Consider the following 17,409-nt stretch of genomic DNA (forward strand, 5'->3'; position numbering starts at 1 on the left):
TCCCTCTCCTTTTCCTTTTGTCTCGACAACTTTAGGATAACAAAAGAGAGGGGAATGAGTGTATTTTTTTGACTTCTTTTAAAGCCTTGATAGAACTGAGGACACCACCACATTTAGTATAGAGCCTCTATAACTCATAAAGCAGGGGGCAGGAACCAATCTGGTTTCCTGCCCATTTTCATTAGCAAGTAGTCCATTACCAAGAATTCTACATAAACTAATGTATCCTAAAAAGAAGGGAGGAATTAAAAACATGGGTGCAGTAGCAGGAGCAGGATATGGATCAGGTTTTGCGTTAGTGGTTGTCTTGTTTATCCTATTGATTATTATAGGGTCATCATGGGGATATGGAGCTTACTAATTAGATTAAGGATGCTCAAGAAAATAGGTAGAAAACCAATTGGTTTCTACCTATTATTTATCTATATTTGTTGGTAATGCTTTTCTGCTATTTTTTTATTTAGTAAGTAATGTATAGTGAAAATCGCTATTGCTAATAGCAAAAATAATAGGATGGTGGTTACCCATAATCCTTGTATGATAGGAATATTCCATAATAGTAAAACGATTGTTCCGAATATACCTACTTCAAACATTAACACTTTTAAACTAATCATTCTAGATTTAAATACTTCTTGTTCGTCGGTCCATTTTAATTTTGGTTTCAAAAAATCTAAGTATGTCCCAACTAAACTTGTAAACCAATTGACTTCAAGAGCCAGAAGCAACCACATGATCAGAATGGTTGTTGGGATGTTTATTAGAAACAGACTAGCTAGAAGGATTAATAGTATAGATAATAAATTAATCATCCATGCCGCAATAATTTTACTTGTGATAATTTGTTTCATGCTAATTGGATAATATAAATTGAGATACCAATCTGTACCATCCTTAGAAATTGCCGAGGTTGAAGTAGGATTTACACCTAATATAAATAAAGTGACTAAAAATAAAATAAGAATCACATATTTACCTTCGAAATTAGCTAGTAATTCACCTAGCGAAGCGGAGTTCTCTAAAAGTAAAATGACTACCAAAAATACTGGCGCGAACAGACTCTGAATTACGCATTGCAATAAGAATGTAGGCGTGCGAAATATTATTTTTAATTCTTTTAAGACATATGTAATCCAGACATGGTGAGAAACTACCTTTGTCCTAGAGATACTTTTGTTTTTGGTTGATTTGTTGCCCTCGTTTAACCCGAGTACACCTTTAAAGTATAATGTTTGCCCCATTGTTAGAAATAGAAGAATTCCTAATCCAGATAGTACAATCATTCCTAATAGATAAAGCAAACCTTTAACAGTATCATGATCAGCTAATGCCATTGTTCCTACGAATGCAGTCGGTATAAATTTTGTGAGCGTTTCGAGTAATCCGTTCTGCTGTTGAAGTGCTCCTGTTAGCATCTCTGCTAGTTGACCTGGGTCCTGATTTAATCGAATTGCTACATTTATACCAATAATAAAAAGAAGTGATAACAGCCCGGCAAATACCTTTGTTCGGTCTTTATTTTTTGATATATTTGCAAAACGCATGAAGAACATAACAATAAGGGCTGATAGAATGAACGGAATAACTGGTATTAGTAAAAAAAGCAGTAATCCATATAAGTAATATAAGAAAAAGGCATGACTGATAGCTCCATAAAAGAGAAGTATTGGCAAGAAAAATATAGCTGTTGTTATGTATAAGTGAATAAAGGGTGTTGCTGCTTTTGCCACCATTAATTGGTAGGGCTGAAATGGGTAAGGAATAAATGATTCTATATCCTCGGAAAAATAAAAAGAACTAAGGATTGAACCAATACTAACCAAGAATAAAATAAAACTAAGGCTAAGAAATGTTACACCAAGAATAAGGCTTTCATTGCCAGAGGGGCTTAACACCTGGTACATTTCCTGGATAATAGTATTAGCTACGGAAAAAATAATGAATGCAAAAGGAATAAGAAATATCAATAAGATATAAACTCCGTACTTCTCTGAGTTGCTTTTTCCAACTGAAGAATACTGCATCTTTAATGTGACCTTAATTAGGTTCCAAGTTTTATTCATTACTAGTCAACTCCAAGAAGATATGTTCGAGTGTTTCTCCCGACTTGAATTGATCTCGCATTTCATCCATATTCCCGTGAAATTCAAGTTTACCGTTGTTAATGATCGCAACTTCATCACAGAGTTGCTCAACAACCTCTAGAACGTGCGTTGAGAAAAACACTGTTTTTCCACGAGCAGCATGTTCTCTCATCATTTGTTTCAATGTATATGATGATTTAGGATCTAGGCCCGATAATGGTTCGTCCAAAATCCAGACATCAGGGTCATGAAGTAAAACGCCACTGACAACAATTTTTTGTCTCATTCCATGGGAGTAAGTATGGATGTGATCGTTTAAATCATGGTAAATACCAAATTCTTTTGTCAAACGCTCTATTTTTTCTTCTCTTATCTCTTTTGGGACGTCATATATATCACCAATAAAATTCAAATATTCAATACCCCTTAGCCTAAGAAAGACATCTGGTCGATCAGGAACATAGCCAAATTTTTTCTTTGTAGCTAAAGGTTCTTTGACAATATCATTACCATTAATAATAATTGATCCTTCGTCAATTGGTAAGATTCCAGTTATCATCTTAATGGTTGTTGATTTTCCAGCTCCATTAGGCCCTAAAAAACCAAAAATTTCCCCGTCGGGTATGCTCAAGTTTAAATTATTTACTGCACGTTTATTTCCTGGATAGTGTTTTGTCACATTATTAATCGTTATCACTTTAATCACCTTTCTTATCTCATTTACCGTCTAAAAACGTACCGTATCTATATTTTTAAGTAGGATAAGTCCATTCTAACATTTTCATTTGCAAAATATGATAAACTTTATAGGGGATTTATAAATTTCACCTTTATGATAATGTATTTATAGATAGAAAGGGAGTAATGAATATGATAACGCGTAAAAGCAGCAGAGAAATTGCTATGATGCAAGAGGCAGGCAAATTGTTAGCCTCTTGTCATAAAGAAATCGCAAAAAGAATGAAGCCAGGCGTCACAACAAAACAAATTGATGATTTTGTTGAAGGCTATTTGAAAAAACACGGTGCAACACCTGAACAAAAGGGTTACAACGGTTATCAATTTGCTACTTGTGCTTCAATAAATGATGAAATTTGTCATGGCTTTCCTCGAGACGAAAAACTAGTAGAAGGAGATATCGTAACCATTGACATGGTCGTTAATTTAAACGGTGGTTTGGCAGACTCAGCATGGACGTATGTTGTCGGTCCTGCAGATGAGAAAACAGCTCATTTACTAGAAGTAACGAAATCAGCTTTATATAAAGGAATTGAAAAAGCGCAAGTAGGTAATCGAATTGGAGACATTGGCCATGCAATCCAAACATATGCAGAAAAAGAAGGATACTCTGTAGTAAAAGATTTTACTGGCCACGGGATTGGGCCAACGATACACGAGGAACCACATATTCCGCATTACGGTGAAGCAGGGAAAGGGCTCCGTTTAAAAGAAGGAATGGTTGTTACTATTGAGCCAATGATCAATGAAGGGTCATGGCATAGTCAAATGGATAGCAATAACTGGACAGCAAGAACAGTTGATGGTGGTCGATCTGCTCAATACGAACACACAATAGTAGTTACAAAAGAAGGTCCAATGATTTTAACAAGTCAGGATGAAATATAGTAGTAAAGAGGGGCAGGTACATAAAGTGACCTGTCCTTTGCTGTGTAACTAAAAAAAATATTGTAAAATTTTTTTGTAATACTTTACCACTTTTATATGATAAAGTATTATTTATGTACGCTTTTGTTGTATAGTTTTAAATAGAATTATTGTTCTGAAGCTACATATGAAAATATTAGTTAAAAGTTATATTATGCAAGGAGTTAGCAAATGCCATCGAATGTAATGCAAAATACACATAGATCAACAAGACTGATAATGATTCAAAAAGGAATTTCAAAGGGGCTTCCAATTATGATGGGATACTTGCCAGTAGCTATTACCTATGGAGTATTAGCTAAACAGGCAGGAATGTCGCTTTTTGAGTTGACGCTAATGAGTGTTTTAGTATTTGCGGGTGCTAGTCAATTTATGGGGGCTGGGATGATTGCTATTGGAACAGGAGCAATAGAAATCATAATAGCAACCTTTGTACTTAATTTTCGCCATTTTGTGATGAGTCTATCATTCATGAATAGATTACGTGGTATTGGGTTGAATTGGAAAGTTCCTTTATCCTTAGGCATTACTGATGAATTATTTACTGTTGCTTCCATTCATAGCGACGAGGCAAAACAAGATAAAGGAGTTTATTTTTATACTGCACTCATTCTCACGGGTTATTTCTCTTGGGTGTTCGGTTCTTTTTTGGGCGGTGTTTTAGGAGATGTAATTCCAGAAGCGTTAAGTCAAAGTATGGGTGTTGCATTGTATGCCATGTTCATTGGTTTATTAATCCCTTCTGTGAAAAAGGAATTAAAATTTGGAATGATTGCAATCATAGCGATGTTAACGAATGCTATTTTTAGTCAATTTTTAGATGTAGGTTGGGCCATCGTAGTTGGAACACTAGTTGGTGGTGCAACGGGTATTTTCTTGTTGAAGGAGGATAAAGCATGATTCTCCTTATAATAATTGGCATGGCTATTGTTACCGCTATTCCAAGAGTTGTTCCAGCTTATATCGTTGATAAAGTTAATTTTCCTAATTGGATAAACAGGTGGTTAAATGCAATTCCATATGCCGCATTAGGAGCATTGATTTTTCCGGGGATTTTATCAGTAAAGCCTGATCAACCACATGTTGGACTCTTAGGTGGGTTGATAGCTATTATTTTGGCTTTCCTAGGTTTTAATATAATATTAATAGTGATAGGATCAATTGCAACCGTGTACTTTTTGACTTTTTAATTTTTTAGACATAGATGAGGGGGATGAATCAAATTGTATCATATTAGAAAAGCTGTCTTAGAAGATGCCGATAAAATTGCGGAGGTACATGTTCAAAGTTGGAAAACAACATATTCTGATTTAATTAATGAAGAAGATTTATCAAATATGACTTTTGAAAATAGAAAGACATTGTGGGAAACAATTCTACAGATGCCTATGAAAGGGCAGGTTGCACTTGTCCTTCATGATGATGATAATGATATAGTAGGTTTTATTTCTGGAGGCAAAGAAAGAACCAAGCGCTTCGGCTATGATGGAGAAATATATGCAGTTTATTTATTAAAAGATTACCAACGAAAAGGTCTTGGAACTATTTTATTAGATGCATTTGCAAAGGCAATGAAAAAAGAAGGATATGAATCTATATTAGTCTGGATTCTAACACAAAATCCATCAAGCAAGTTTTATATCGATTTCGGAGCCGAACAAGTAGACGAAGAAGAAACATCAATTGGAGAAGGAACTTATCAGGAAACAGCATTCGGCTGGCGAAGAATCGATGAACTGATAACTAAATTTAACTAGAGTATATTTACAAAGCTAACACTAAAAAAAGTACCTATAGGGTACTTTTTTGTATAATTCACCAGAGAGTATTAGATAGGGATAAGAATAAATCTTTTAATGTTAATGAAAAGTTGTTTATTAGCTGACAAAACCAAATTTAAGAAAAAGGGATATGTCCAATTAAGAAAAAATTGTTTAATAAACATTACATGTAATAATACAAAACGAATATATATCTTTATAAAGGAATCAAAAATCGACTTGTTATGAAAACATTAAAGATAAAATCTTGACAATTCCGTGGAACTGCATGACAACAAAAACCTGCATCGTAAGTGTCTGTTACGATGCAGGTAAAATGTTAACGTATATTATTTGTATAATGGTCCATATGTTTGACAAGCGCGATAATCTGCACTTTCTTTGTCTTTAGTTCCAAACATATTCCAAGCACTTGGACGGAAGATTGTCTCATCACTCACATTATGCATATTTACGGGGATACGTAGCATAGATGCTAGTGTGATTAAATCTGCACCTATATGACCATAGCTCATAGAACAGTGGTTAGCACCCCAATTGTTCATAACAGAGTATACATCACGGAATGCACCTTCTCCAGTTAAATTAGGTACAAACCAAGTAGTTGGCCAAGTAGGATCTGTGCGATTGTCTAATATATTATGAATGTCATTTGATAATTCAACTGTATATCCTTCTGCAATTTGTAGCACGGGTCCTAATCCTTTGATTAAGTTAACTCTAGCAATGGTAACAGGCATGTCTCCTTTAGATTTAAAATTACTAGAGAATCCCCCACCACGGAAATATTCTGTGTTAGCAGGCCGCCATTGGGTTGCCTTCAAGCATTTATCCGCTTCTTCTTCTGAAATATCCCAGAATGGTTTCATAGCAGGTTTACCATTTATTTCTTGTTCACCGGTACCATCTAATGCAGCAGAACCTGAATTTAACAAGTGGATAATTCCATTCCTAGCTTTACCTTCAAGTTCTTTATTGGATACGCGCTTAACTGCATCAGGACTCCAATACGTACGAACATCAGCAAAAACTTGCGCTGAATTAGTTAATAGGTGTCCAAATAACATCGTTGCAGCATTAAGAGTGTCGTTTTCCGTTGCTACCATATATGGAGTTCGAATCCCATTCCAATCGAAAGATGAGTTTAAGATAGCTTCCATAAAGTCACCATTGGGTAAGTAATCAGTCCATTGACGTTGTCCTTGGAATCCAGATGCAATGGCATTATGTCCCATCGCTTCTTCTTCGTAACCTAATTCTGCTAATTTAGGATTACCTTCCATTAAATCACGAGTAATAATAGTCATCTTAATATTCATTTTTAAATCTTCTTCTTTTTGATCATCCGTACGTTGTCTATCTTTTGCGTTTGTATCAGAACCAAATATAGCATTATCTTTAACCCACTTATAAGCTTGTTCAAATTCCTTTTTATCATAAATCCCTTCATTAACACGACGTGATAGCTCTGTCATATCCACATATTCGTTTCTCATACCTAGATACTCTTGGAAAAAGTCTTCATCTACCATACTACCTGAAATCCCCATAGAAACTGAACCGATAGACAAGTAAGATTTTTCTTTTAACATAGCAACAGCAATACCTGATTTAGCGAAACGTAACAATTTTTCTTGAACATCACTAGGAATGGAGTTATCATCAATATCTTGAACATCTCTACCGTAAATACCAAAAGCGGGGATACCTTTTTGGTTATGAGCTGCTAGAACAGCTGCTAGATAAACGGCACCAGGTCTTCCTGTACCATTAAATCCCCAAATAGCATTGGGACGATTAGCGTTCATATCCATTGTTTCAGATCCATAGCACCAACAAGGTGTTACCGTGATGGTTACCCCTACATTTTCTTTGTCAAATTTTGCTTTTGCTTGCGCTGCTTCAGCCACTCCACCGATACAAGTGTCCGCAATAACCGTTTCTATTGGTTCACCATTGTTATAACGTAAATTACTAGATAAAAATTCAGCTGCTGTTTTAGCCATATTCATTGTTTTATCTTCTAATGATTCACGAACACCTTTTCTTCTCCCATCAATAGTAGGTCGAATTCCAATCTTAGGCATCTCGCCGATTAGTCGTTTATTGTTTGTCATGATATATTCCTCCTATTATTTTTTATAAAAGTAGTTTAAAAACTAATCTATAAAATTCAAAAATTGTTTATAAACTTTTCCCCAATCTTGTTGACTTTCTGGTTCATAAGATTTAACTTCAAAAGATTTTTTTACAATTTTTCTAGCTTCTTGTAAATCATCAATATCACCTAAAGCAATCCATTGTGCAACAGCATTACCAATAGAACTAGATTCTATAGGGCCTGCTAAGACTTCTCGATTCGTTGCATTCGCTGTTAATTGACACAAGTTTTTATTGCGGATTGCACCACCTCCCATATGTATGCGCTTTATTTTCTTCCCTGTTAAGTGCTCTAAACGATTAATAACCCAGTAATATTTTAGAGCTAAACTCTCTAAAATGCAGCGTATTAGTTGACCTCGTGTTTCAGGGATGGGCTGCTGTGTATCCTTGCAAAAACTCCGAATGGCTTCCACCATATTATCTGGATTGAAAAACCTTGGGGCATCTGGATCTATATAAGAACGAAACGCTTCTGTTTTTTCAAATAAACAGTTTTCTTCTTCGTAATTCGTTTCAATTCCTTCTCGTTCCCAAATAACGCGACATTGTTGTAACAACCACATGCCCATATTATTCTTTTGAAGTCGATATTTTCCCTCAAGAGTGCCTTCATTTGTAAATCCCCAAGACTCTGCTTCACTATTCGTGACAGGGTGATCAACGGGTACACCAATCAAAACCCATGTTCCACAACTCATAAAAGCAGATCCATCATCTGTCAAAGGGAGAGCTGCCAAGGCGCATGCAGTATCATGGCCTGGAACATTAATGACTTTCACCGGCTTTATTTGTAATTCATCGTTTATTTCGGATAACGTTTCTCCAGCAATGGTTAATGGTTCTACAATAGGAGCTAACATTTTTTTATCAATACCTAAAGTATTTAAAAGCTCCACGTCCCATTCTGATTTTCCAGCTGATAACATTTGACTAGTCGAGCTAATCGTAAATTCATTACTTTTTACACCTGTAAACAAATAAACGAGCAAATTTGGTGTGAAAAGTAAAGTTTCTGCTTTATCTAAAAGTTCTGGATAATCCTCTTTGATTGTATTTAATTGAAATAATGTATTGATAGGTGCTGTCTCTACTCCTGTTAATTCAAATAATTTGCTAGAAGAGATCTTTTCGAGTGCTTTCTCCATTCCTCTAGCATTTTTCGGATTGCGATAGCTATAAGGATTTCCTAATAGTTCACCAGTGTTAGAAAGTAAGCCGAAATCAACTCCCCACGTATCAATTCCCATACTTTCGATTTCATCATGTCCCTTTTGTACACTAATTAACATTGCTTTTTTGATTTCTGTAAAGAGGTTTAAAATGTCCCAATAATAATTACCGGTAACATGAACAGGATGATTTGGAAAACGATAGATTTCTTCTAAATTCATTGTTTGGCCATCAAAAGTATTAAGCATTAACCTTCCGTTGGATGCGCCAATATCAAAAGTCCATACTTTTTTCATGCTTACCCTCGCTTTCTATTGAGAACCTTTTAATAATTTCGCACGATATTTTTCACTGGATAAATTTTTTAAATCTTCGCATTCGTCATCAGTTAGAAGTCTTGGTGTTCCAACAGTAGAAGAAATTGTGAATACTTTAGCAGCTTCTTCAGTAAGCTGCATGAAGAAATAAGCTTCTTTCATTGATTTTCCGACCGTTAACACACCGTGATTTCGCATTACTATGACGTCTGTATTTTCAATTACATCCGCAACAGCATCTGCAAGAACATGTGTAGTAGGAATCATGTAATCAAGATATTCCACATTTTTTACCATGGCAGGGAAGTCTGGAAACATGCTTGGGATATTTTTTCCAGTAGAAGAAACACCAACCGAATAGCTAGGGTGTGCATGAAGTACAGAATTAATATCGGATCTTTTTCTAAAGCATTCTAAATGCATGAGAATTTCTGAAGATGGTTTTAAATCACTCATTACTTCTCCTGATTCAATATGAATCTTTACCCATTGATCTTCTTCGATTTCTTTTAAATCAAAACCACTAGGAGATAAGTACATGTACTCCCCGTCACGCATACTTAAATTTCCACCAGCACCAACTACTAAGCCAGAAGTTACTAATTTTTTTGCGTACTCACTTAATTGCTTTTTTACATTTGTCATGATATTTCCCTCCTCGTGAAATTTAAGAGATTACTCCCTTTTTTAAAATAATATTGGCATAAAGAGCTTTTTCACTAGTTGCTACAATTGCATACGCTTTCTTAGATCTTTCATAAAAAGAAAATCGTTCCTCATGCTCAATTTGTTCTTTTGAGATTTGATGTTTTTTTAATTTTTTTTGATATGTATTCCAAATTTCAGGTTTTTCGTCTTGGTCAGCGTTCACAACTTCCATAAGAGAAATAGGTTTCTCTACAAAAGTATCTAGAGGGAATAAAGTAAGGATTGCATCTAAAAGTTCAGGTACACCATGTCCATCACAGCGAACTAAACGATTAGCATAATTCGATGCAGGGAAATTCCCATCTCCAATAACGATCTCATCCCCGTGCCCCATTTCATGTAAAATTTTAAGTAGTTCAGGTGATATAATACTAGGAATATTTTTTAACATTCTCGTCACTCCTTATCTATTAATGGTTTAGAAGATTTTCTAATATGGATCTCAGGAGGTAAAATTACTATTCTTTCTTCATCCAAATTATCATTTTCAAGTCTTTCAATTAAGTATTGAGCACTAATTCTTCCAATTTCTAATGCAGGTTGAGAAGCTACTGTGAAAAATGGATCAAAATGTACATGTTCAATTTCATCAAAACAAACAATTGATACATCTTCTGGTACGTTTATATTCATTTCGCGTAAAGAACGAATGATACTAATGGCAATAAAGTTATTGGCTGCAAAAATTGCCGTTGGTTGTTTCTTTTTATCTAAACTCATCAATTTCATTAAAATTTGATGGGCATCTTCTGATTGAACACTTCTAAAATCTAATTCAGATATATAGTGTTCATGGATAGATAAATCATTGAGTTTTAAGGTTTCAACATAAGCGCGTTGACGCTCACGCGAGGTTGATAAATGATGTGGACCATTCACTAAAGCGATTTTTTCATGACCTATATCTATTAAATGTTTGACAAGGTCACGACTACCTTTATAACTATCACCTAGTACATGGTCTCCTACAAAACCATCGATGGTTCGGTCGAATAACACTACAGGAATGTTATGTTGGTTTAACTTTTGAATATGTTTAATACTATTATTATTTGTAGGTGATAGGATTACTCCATCTACTCGAGAGGAGAGCATCCTATTAATATAATTTTTTTCTTTTTCAAAATCTTCATCTGTGTTTGTCATGAAAACACTGTATCCCATTTCAACAGCTTTATCTTCAGCACCTCTGGCAACTTTTGAGAAAAATGGATTGGATATATCAGATAATATTAATCCTAATGTTTTTGTTCGCTTGGATATAAGACTTCTCGCAGCTGAATTAGGAACATAACCTAATTCTTTAATTGCTTTTTCCACTTTTTCTCTTGTTGTCAATCGAATATTCCCAGAATTATTGATTACTCTAGAAACTGTCATAGGAGAAACTTTCGCATTTTTCGCTATATCATAAATAGTAACCATTTTTATACCTCTTTTTTTGAATTCTTATAAATAATGATATCGATAACAATTATTATATGCAAGTATTTTTACTAAAAAATACTATTCAAATATTATTGTAATACAAATAACCATTGATATCACCGGTTATAAATAGTTTTATGCAATCGAATTCAATAGTTAGAAATTTCGAATTTTTATTGACACCTAAGAACGGGTGTGATAATTTTGTGTTACCGATAACAGAAAGCGTTACCAAAAAAGGTGGGAGAGTGATGAGATGCCTTTAAGTACACCGTTGATACTGGCTCATGATATTGGAACGAGTGGTGTGAAAGCAACACTCTTTAATACGAGTGGAGTGGTGAAAGGCAGTTTTACTTCTCCATATCGTACTTCCTATTTAGGACATAATGAAGTAGAACAGAATCCACTTAACTGGTGGCAAGCAATTTGTGAGTCCACAAATTATTTAATTAAAGAAAATAATATAGAACCTTCACAAATTAATGTAGTGACATTTAGTGGCCAAATGATGGGGGTTGTGCCAGTAGATAAAAAAGGTGATTCTATTCATCCAGCTATTATTTGGGCAGATATGCGAGCAACAAAACAAGCAAATCTAGCAACGACGTCTTTAGGTGAAGATTATCTTTATCATATCACTGGTAATAAAATGACTTCTTCTTATAGTGGACCTAAAATAGCTTGGATAAAAGAAAATAAACCGAAAATCTATCAAGCTACTTATAAGTTTCTTCAAGCAAAAGATTATATAGTAGCAAAATTAACAGGTGCATTTTTAACTGATTATTCGGATGCCAGTGGAACCAATTTATTCGATATTCACCAAAAGAAATGGTGTGATGACATCATTGACTTTTGGAAAATAGATAAAAGTAAATTACCAGACGTGGTTGCATCAACTAAAGTTGCGGGGACTGTTAAAGAACAAGTAGCAAGTGAAATAGGATTACTAGAAGGAACACCTGTCGTAATTGGTGGCGCAGATGGCTCTTGCGCAGCGTTAGGAGCAGGTATTGTAAACGTTGGGGATGCATTTAACTATTTAGGATCCTCATCATGGGTAGCTGGTGTAAGTGACAATCCTATAATTGATGAGCAAAAAAGAATCTTTAATTTTATCCATTTAGATGATACAAAAATAATGCCAATTGGTACCATGCAAGCGGCGGGTACTCTGATAGATTGGGTCATTACACAGTGGTATCGAGATTATTCGCTCACAGATAAGAAAAAAGCATATCAAGTGATGAATCAAGAAATAGAACAATCAACCATAGGTGCTAATGGTCTTACTTTTCTACCATATATGTTAGGAGAAAGATCACCCTGGTGGAAAGAAGAAATTAAAGCTTCTATTTTAGGTTTGACACCAGAACACAAAAGAGGTGATTTTTCCCGAGCTGCTATGGAAGGGATTACACTAAATCTAAGATTAATCTTAGATGCCCTTGAGGAAAGCGGCTTATCGATGAAGGAGTTCTGGTTATTTGGAGGGGGAGCCAATAGTATGATTTGGCGACAAATGGTATCAGACTTATTTCAAAAGCCTATCAACATTCCATGTGATGTAGAAGAAACAACATCAAAAGGTGCGGCAATTGTTGGTGGAATAGGAGTTGGACTTTTGAAAGACTTTTCAGTTGCAAAAGAGTGGCAAAACCACGAAACAACAATTTTTTCAAATCAAAAAACACATAAAGAATACAATGAATTATTAAATCGGTTTACAATAGCCTATTATAAAACAGAACAATTTTACTAAGGAGAGAGACAATGGAAATATATTTAGATACAGCGAATAGTGACCATGTTGAATTTGCGAATCGTTATCCGTTTTTAGATGGGATCACTACGAATCCTAGTATTATCGCAAAAGAATCTTTTGAACATAAAGAAATAATGAAACACATTAATGAAAAAGTGAACGGAAAGATATGGATGCAAGTAACTGAAGAAAAAGCAGACCGTATGTATGAACAAGCAATGGAGCTTAAAGATTGGGTAGATCATCCAGTTATTAAATTACCAATGACAGAAGATGGGCTAGAAGCAGCGTATTTGCTTCGCGAGAAAAATATAGAGGTTAATATGACGTTGATTTATACACTATCTCAAGTTGTGTTAGCAGCAAAAGCGAACGTTACATATATCAGCCCTTACATTGGAAGGTTAGATGATCAATCTTTACAAGGTCAACAGTTTATCCAACATGCAAAAGAAATTATTCAATCATTAGGCGCATCAACCAAGATCATTGGAGCAAGTATTCGTACTACTCAAGTAGTTTCAGATTTAGCAAGATTTGGCTATGATGCTGTAACAGTCCCATTTCCTATTTTAAAGAAAATGTTTCATTCACCTTTAACTCAAGAAGGTTTGACTGCGTTCCAAGAAGATTGGGAGAGTTATATGGAAAGAACAGAAATCCATAAACCTTAAAGGAAAGGAGCTTTATAATGGCAAATAAAATATTAGAAATGAGAAACATCTCTAAGTCTTTTCCTGGTGTAAAAGCATTATCTAAAGTGCAATTAGATTTATATGAAGGAGAAGTATTAGCGCTGATTGGTGAAAATGGTGCAGGTAAATCTACTTTAATGAAGATTCTGACGGGTATCTATCAAAAAGATGAAGGAACTGTCGTTTATGATGGAAGAGAAATAGCTCCTGTTAACACAAAAGAAGCGCAAGAAATGGGGATCAACATTGTTCACCAAGAATTGAACTTAATGCGGGATTTGACTGTTGCTGAAAATATTTTTATTGGAAGAGAACCTAGAGCGGGATTTGACTTTTTTATCAAAAGTAAAGAGTTAAATCGAAAGACAGACGAATTGTTTAAACAGTTAAATATTGATCTGGATGCAAAAACTAAAATATCCCAGTTAACCGTAGCGAAACAGCAGATGGTTGAAATCGCAAAAGCTTTATCCTTCAATGCTAAAATTCTAATAATGGATGAACCAACTGCTTCATTAACGGATACAGAAATCAATACACTTTTTGATATGATTAATCGATTACGTAAACAAGGTGTAGGAATTATTTATATTTCTCACAGAATGGAAGAATTAAAAAGAATATCAGACCGAATAACGGTTATGCGAGATGGAAAGTATATTGATACACTTTCGACTGAAACAACAGAAATTAGTCAAGTAGTATCTTTAATGGTAGGAAGAGAAATAACAATCGAACAAAAAGAATCCAATCCAGATGACTTTACAGAAGTAGTTTTAGAAGCAAAGAATTTGAAGAATAAATATTTGAAAGATGTGTCCTTTCATTTAATGAAAGGAGAAATTTTAGGTTTTGCTGGGTTGGTAGGGGCAGGTCGAACGGAAGTTGCTCGAGCAATCTTTGGTGCTGATCCATTTACTGGAAGTATTAAAATTCATGGTGAAGAAGTCAATATTAAAGAACCAGTGGATGCTGTGAATCATGGAATAGGATACTTATCAGAAGATAGAAAACAATTTGGTTTGATGTTAGATATGACAGTGATGGAGAATATATCAATCTCTTCTTTAGGAAAATATACGAAAGCCTTGTTTGTAAAACCGTCACAAATGAAAGCGGATGCACAAGAATATTCTGCTAGTTTGAAAGTGAAAACCCCAAGTGTTAATCAACCAGTAAAATTGTTATCTGGTGGGAATCAACAGAAAGTCGTTATTGCTAAATGGTTACTAAAGAATTCTGACATCCTTATCTTTGATGAACCAACTAGAGGTATAGATATAGGTGCAAAACAGGAAATATACGATTTGCTAGAAAAACTTGCTGATAAAGGGAAATCTATTATTATGATTTCTTCAGAATTACCAGAAGTTCTCCGTTTAAGTGATCGAATTGTGGTCATGAATGAAGGGCGTGTAACTGGAGAATTATTGAATAAGGATGCAAATCAAGAAAAAATTATGGGGTATGCAACAAAGTAACACTAATCATTTTTAGGGAGTGAAAACAGATGGCAGATACTGCAGTTAATAAACAAGGGAATAGCAAAAAGCTATTAGGAGGTTCCCAAGCACTACAACAAATCCTAGCTTTTGCTAGTTTAATTATTTTAATTATCTTTTTCTCTGTTGCATCAGAAAACTTTTTAACATGGTCAAACGTCGAAGGGATTTTATTATCTACGACTGTTATTGGTATTTTAGCATTAGGAACGACATTTGTAATTATCACTGGTGGGATTGATTTATCCATTGGTACAGGAATGACTTTGACGTCTGTTATGACGGGTGTATTTATTGTCTATTTAGGATTACCCGTTATTGTAGGGATACTAGGTGGTGTTCTGATGGGGGGGTTAATCGGATTTGTATCTGGTTTTTCTGTATCCATACTTCGCATACCGCCATTTATTGCAACGCTAGCAATGATGATGATAGCAGAAGGGTTATCATTAGTTATTTCAGGAGCTTCGCCTATTTATTTTAGTGATGTAGAAGGTTTTAATCAAATTGCACTTGGATCTATCATTCCAGCAATCTCTGTTCCAAACGCAGTATTAATATTTTTTGTTATGGTAATTATAGGTTGGATTTTATTATCCAAAACGATTGTAGGAAGATATACGTTCTCTATTGGTAGTAATGAAGAAGCAACTCGATTATCCGGTATTAATGTGAAAAAATGGAAGATGATTATTTATACCATCGCTGGATGTTTTACTGGTGTTGCAGGTGTTATTATGGCTTCTCGTTTAAATTCCGCACAGCCATCATTAGGTATGGGGTATGAATTAGAAGCAATTGCAGCAGTTGTTATTGGTGGTACATCCCTAAGTGGTGGTAAAGGGTCATTAATTGGTACTATGATTGGTGCTTTAATTATGAGTGTTTTAACAAATGGTTTACGTATCATGTCGATTCCTCAAGAATGGCAAACAGTTGTAATTGGTTTTGTTATCTTGCTTGCTGTTTACTTTGATATGTTACGTAAAAAAGGTGAATAAACTATTAATCTTTGGTTTTAACTCATTAAAGGAGTTATTTCATAAAAAAACTTGTACAAAGGGGAGTTTAGTATGAAAGTAAAAAAGTTTCTAGCATTTCTTGTTGTCTTAGCGTCAATGTTGTTGGTGTTAGCTGCATGTGGTAGTGGTGATGAAGAATCTAGTTCAAGTGATTCAAGTTCTGAAAATGGACAATCAAAAGAAGAGTCTTCGGATACTGAAGCAGATGATGATAAACCTTATATCGCAATTATTTCTAAAGGTTTTCAGCATCAATTCTGGCAAGCCGTGCAAAAAGGTGCAGAGAAAGCAGCGGAAGAATTTGATGTAGAAATTACATTTGAAGGTCCAGATAACGAATCACAAGTTGATAAGCAAATTGAAATGTTAAGAGCTGCATTAGATAAAGACCCAGATGCAATTGGTTTTGCTGCGTTGGATTCACAAGCATCTGCACCACTTTTAGAAGATGCTCAAGAAAAAGATATTCCAGTGGTAGCGTTTGACTCTGGTGTGGATAGTGACATTCCGATTACAACTGCTGCTACTGATAACTATGCTGCAGCTGCAGAAGCAGCACACCAAATGGCAAGTTTAATAGGTGAAAAAGGTAAAGTGGCACTAGTTGTTCATGACCAGGTATCTGTAACAGGTGTTGATCGTCGTGATGGTTTTATGGAAACAATTGAAAATGAATATCCAAATATTGAAGTAGTAGATACACAATATGGTAAAGGGGATCACTTAGAATCTACTAACTTAGCCAAAACTATGCTTCAAGCCCATCCAGATTTAGCTGGTATTTATGGTTCTAACGAAGGTTCTGCCATTGGTGTTGTTAATGCGGTTCAAGAGTTAGGAAAAGAAGGAGAAGTAGTAGTTGTAGGTTTTGATTCTGGTAAACAACAAATTGATGCGATTAATAACGGAGTCTTGTCAGGAGCAATTACACAAAATCCAGAAAGTATTGGATATGAAACAGTAAAAGCTGCTGTAGATGCGTTAAATGGAGAAGAAGTTCCGGAAATGATTGACACAGGATTCTACTGGTATGATAGTGAAAATATTGAAGATGAAGAAATTCAAGCAGCTATCTATGAGTAAGTAGAAAAAGTAGTATAAAGAAA

General features: G+C 34.8%; 17 protein-coding genes. 10 read left to right on the top strand and 7 right to left on the bottom strand.

Annotation, left to right across the window (positions count from 1 at the left end; all coding sequences use genetic code 11):
* Window positions 1-253 precede the first annotated feature (253 nt).
* Complete coding sequence (locus LD272_RS17915) at window positions 254-361, top strand: YjcZ family sporulation protein (RefSeq protein ID WP_226037980.1); 108 nt, start codon at window positions 254-256, stop codon at window positions 359-361.
* 61 nt (window positions 362-422) lie between these two features.
* Here the strand turns inward: LD272_RS17915 and LD272_RS17920 are convergent, their stop codons facing one another.
* Together LD272_RS17920 and LD272_RS17925 are read right to left on the bottom strand one after the other, a co-directional pair.
* Window positions 423-2,063: a putative ABC transporter permease subunit gene (locus LD272_RS17920; protein ID WP_226037981.1), complete on the bottom strand. Its 1,641-nt coding sequence runs from the start codon at window positions 2,061-2,063 to the stop codon at window positions 423-425.
* A complete protein-coding gene (locus LD272_RS17925) occupies window positions 2,056-2,781 on the bottom strand; it encodes an ABC transporter ATP-binding protein (protein WP_226038065.1) in 726 nt (241 codons plus the stop codon). The genes LD272_RS17920 and LD272_RS17925 overlap by 8 nt, the downstream gene beginning before the upstream one ends.
* Window positions 2,782-2,954: 173 nt before the next feature.
* On the opposite strand from LD272_RS17925, the gene map reads away from it, so the two are divergent.
* From map to LD272_RS17945, 4 genes are all read left to right on the top strand, one after another.
* Complete coding sequence (gene map / locus LD272_RS17930; RefSeq protein WP_226038066.1) at window positions 2,955-3,710, top strand: type I methionyl aminopeptidase; 756 nt, start codon at window positions 2,955-2,957, stop codon at window positions 3,708-3,710.
* Between the two features lie 210 nt (window positions 3,711-3,920).
* On the top strand, window positions 3,921-4,649 hold the full coding sequence (locus tag LD272_RS17935; protein ID WP_226037982.1) for an AzlC family ABC transporter permease: 729 nt from the start codon (window positions 3,921-3,923) through the stop codon (window positions 4,647-4,649).
* Complete coding sequence (locus tag LD272_RS17940; protein ID WP_226037983.1) at window positions 4,646-4,939, top strand: AzlD domain-containing protein; 294 nt, start codon at window positions 4,646-4,648, stop codon at window positions 4,937-4,939. The genes LD272_RS17935 and LD272_RS17940 overlap by 4 nt, the downstream gene beginning before the upstream one ends.
* Before the next feature lie 33 nt (window positions 4,940-4,972).
* On the top strand, window positions 4,973-5,506 hold the full coding sequence (locus tag LD272_RS17945) for a GNAT family N-acetyltransferase (RefSeq protein ID WP_226037984.1): 534 nt from the start codon (window positions 4,973-4,975) through the stop codon (window positions 5,504-5,506).
* A gap of 353 nt (window positions 5,507-5,859) precedes the next feature.
* Here the strand turns inward: LD272_RS17945 and LD272_RS17950 are convergent, their stop codons facing one another.
* From LD272_RS17950 to LD272_RS17970, 5 genes are read right to left on the bottom strand one after another with little or no spacing between them, the layout of a single operon-like run.
* Window positions 5,860-7,647 (bottom strand): L-fucose isomerase, encoded by a 1,788-nt coding sequence (locus LD272_RS17950; protein WP_226037985.1) that lies wholly within the window; start codon window positions 7,645-7,647, stop codon window positions 5,860-5,862.
* 42 nt (window positions 7,648-7,689) lie between these two features.
* Complete coding sequence (locus LD272_RS17955) at window positions 7,690-9,159, bottom strand: rhamnulokinase (protein WP_226037986.1); 1,470 nt, start codon at window positions 9,157-9,159, stop codon at window positions 7,690-7,692.
* Between the two features lie 15 nt (window positions 9,160-9,174).
* Window positions 9,175-9,825 (bottom strand): class II aldolase/adducin family protein, encoded by a 651-nt coding sequence (locus LD272_RS17960; RefSeq protein ID WP_226037987.1) that lies wholly within the window; start codon window positions 9,823-9,825, stop codon window positions 9,175-9,177.
* Window positions 9,826-9,847: 22 nt separating this feature from the next.
* Entirely contained in the window at window positions 9,848-10,279 is a 432-nt protein-coding gene (locus tag LD272_RS17965; protein ID WP_226037988.1) for an RbsD/FucU family protein, read from the bottom strand.
* Between the two features lie 5 nt (window positions 10,280-10,284).
* Window positions 10,285-11,313, bottom strand: a complete 1,029-nt coding sequence (locus tag LD272_RS17970) for a LacI family DNA-binding transcriptional regulator (RefSeq protein ID WP_226037989.1) — start codon at window positions 11,311-11,313, stop codon at window positions 10,285-10,287.
* A 259-nt stretch (window positions 11,314-11,572) separates the two neighbouring features.
* Between LD272_RS17970 and xylB the strand changes: the two genes are divergently transcribed.
* From xylB to LD272_RS17995, 5 genes are all read left to right on the top strand, one after another.
* A complete protein-coding gene (xylB, locus tag LD272_RS17975) occupies window positions 11,573-13,081 on the top strand; it encodes a xylulokinase (RefSeq protein ID WP_226037990.1) in 1,509 nt (502 codons plus the stop codon).
* 11 nt (window positions 13,082-13,092) lie between these two features.
* A complete protein-coding gene (locus LD272_RS17980) occupies window positions 13,093-13,758 on the top strand; it encodes a transaldolase family protein (RefSeq protein WP_226037991.1) in 666 nt (221 codons plus the stop codon).
* Between the two features lie 17 nt (window positions 13,759-13,775).
* Window positions 13,776-15,260: a sugar ABC transporter ATP-binding protein gene (locus tag LD272_RS17985; RefSeq protein WP_226037992.1), complete on the top strand. Its 1,485-nt coding sequence runs from the start codon at window positions 13,776-13,778 to the stop codon at window positions 15,258-15,260.
* A gap of 29 nt (window positions 15,261-15,289) precedes the next feature.
* Window positions 15,290-16,282, top strand: coding sequence for an ABC transporter permease (locus LD272_RS17990; RefSeq protein ID WP_226037993.1), 993 nt, complete (start codon window positions 15,290-15,292; stop codon window positions 16,280-16,282).
* Between the two features lie 72 nt (window positions 16,283-16,354).
* Window positions 16,355-17,386 carry an ABC transporter substrate-binding protein gene (locus tag LD272_RS17995; protein ID WP_226037994.1) on the top strand — a complete coding sequence of 344 codons (1,032 nt, stop codon included), beginning with the start codon at window positions 16,355-16,357 and terminating at the stop codon, window positions 17,384-17,386.
* Window positions 17,387-17,409: the final 23 nt, after the last annotated feature.

Origin of the sequence: Aquibacillus saliphilus, from assembly GCF_020404745.1 — a bacterium.
GTDB lineage: Bacteria > Bacillota > Bacilli > Bacillales > Amphibacillaceae > Aquibacillus > Aquibacillus saliphilus.

Excerpts from the sequence above, each read along its gene's own strand:
- LD272_RS17915 (WP_226037980.1), top strand. The coding sequence starts at position 254 with ATGGGTGCAGTAGCAGGAGCAGGATATGGATCAGGTTTTGCGTTAGTG.
- LD272_RS17970 (WP_226037989.1), bottom strand. The coding sequence starts at position 11,313 with ATGGTTACTATTTATGATATAGCGAAAAATGCGAAAGTTTCTCCTATG.
- LD272_RS17920 (WP_226037981.1), bottom strand. The coding sequence starts at position 2,063 with ATGAATAAAACTTGGAACCTAATTAAGGTCACATTAAAGATGCAGTAT.
- LD272_RS17980 (WP_226037991.1), top strand. The coding sequence starts at position 13,093 with ATGGAAATATATTTAGATACAGCGAATAGTGACCATGTTGAATTTGCG.
- LD272_RS17985 (WP_226037992.1), top strand. The coding sequence starts at position 13,776 with ATGGCAAATAAAATATTAGAAATGAGAAACATCTCTAAGTCTTTTCCT.
- LD272_RS17960 (WP_226037987.1), bottom strand. The coding sequence starts at position 9,825 with ATGACAAATGTAAAAAAGCAATTAAGTGAGTACGCAAAAAAATTAGTA.
- LD272_RS17950 (WP_226037985.1), bottom strand. The coding sequence starts at position 7,647 with ATGACAAACAATAAACGACTAATCGGCGAGATGCCTAAGATTGGAATT.
- LD272_RS17965 (WP_226037988.1), bottom strand. The coding sequence starts at position 10,279 with ATGTTAAAAAATATTCCTAGTATTATATCACCTGAACTACTTAAAATT.
- xylB (WP_226037990.1), top strand. The coding sequence starts at position 11,573 with ATGCCTTTAAGTACACCGTTGATACTGGCTCATGATATTGGAACGAGT.
- map (WP_226038066.1), top strand. The coding sequence starts at position 2,955 with ATGATAACGCGTAAAAGCAGCAGAGAAATTGCTATGATGCAAGAGGCA.
- LD272_RS17940 (WP_226037983.1), top strand. The coding sequence starts at position 4,646 with ATGATTCTCCTTATAATAATTGGCATGGCTATTGTTACCGCTATTCCA.
- LD272_RS17955 (WP_226037986.1), bottom strand. The coding sequence starts at position 9,159 with ATGAAAAAAGTATGGACTTTTGATATTGGCGCATCCAACGGAAGGTTA.
- LD272_RS17935 (WP_226037982.1), top strand. The coding sequence starts at position 3,921 with ATGCCATCGAATGTAATGCAAAATACACATAGATCAACAAGACTGATA.
- LD272_RS17995 (WP_226037994.1), top strand. The coding sequence starts at position 16,355 with ATGAAAGTAAAAAAGTTTCTAGCATTTCTTGTTGTCTTAGCGTCAATG.
- LD272_RS17990 (WP_226037993.1), top strand. The coding sequence starts at position 15,290 with ATGGCAGATACTGCAGTTAATAAACAAGGGAATAGCAAAAAGCTATTA.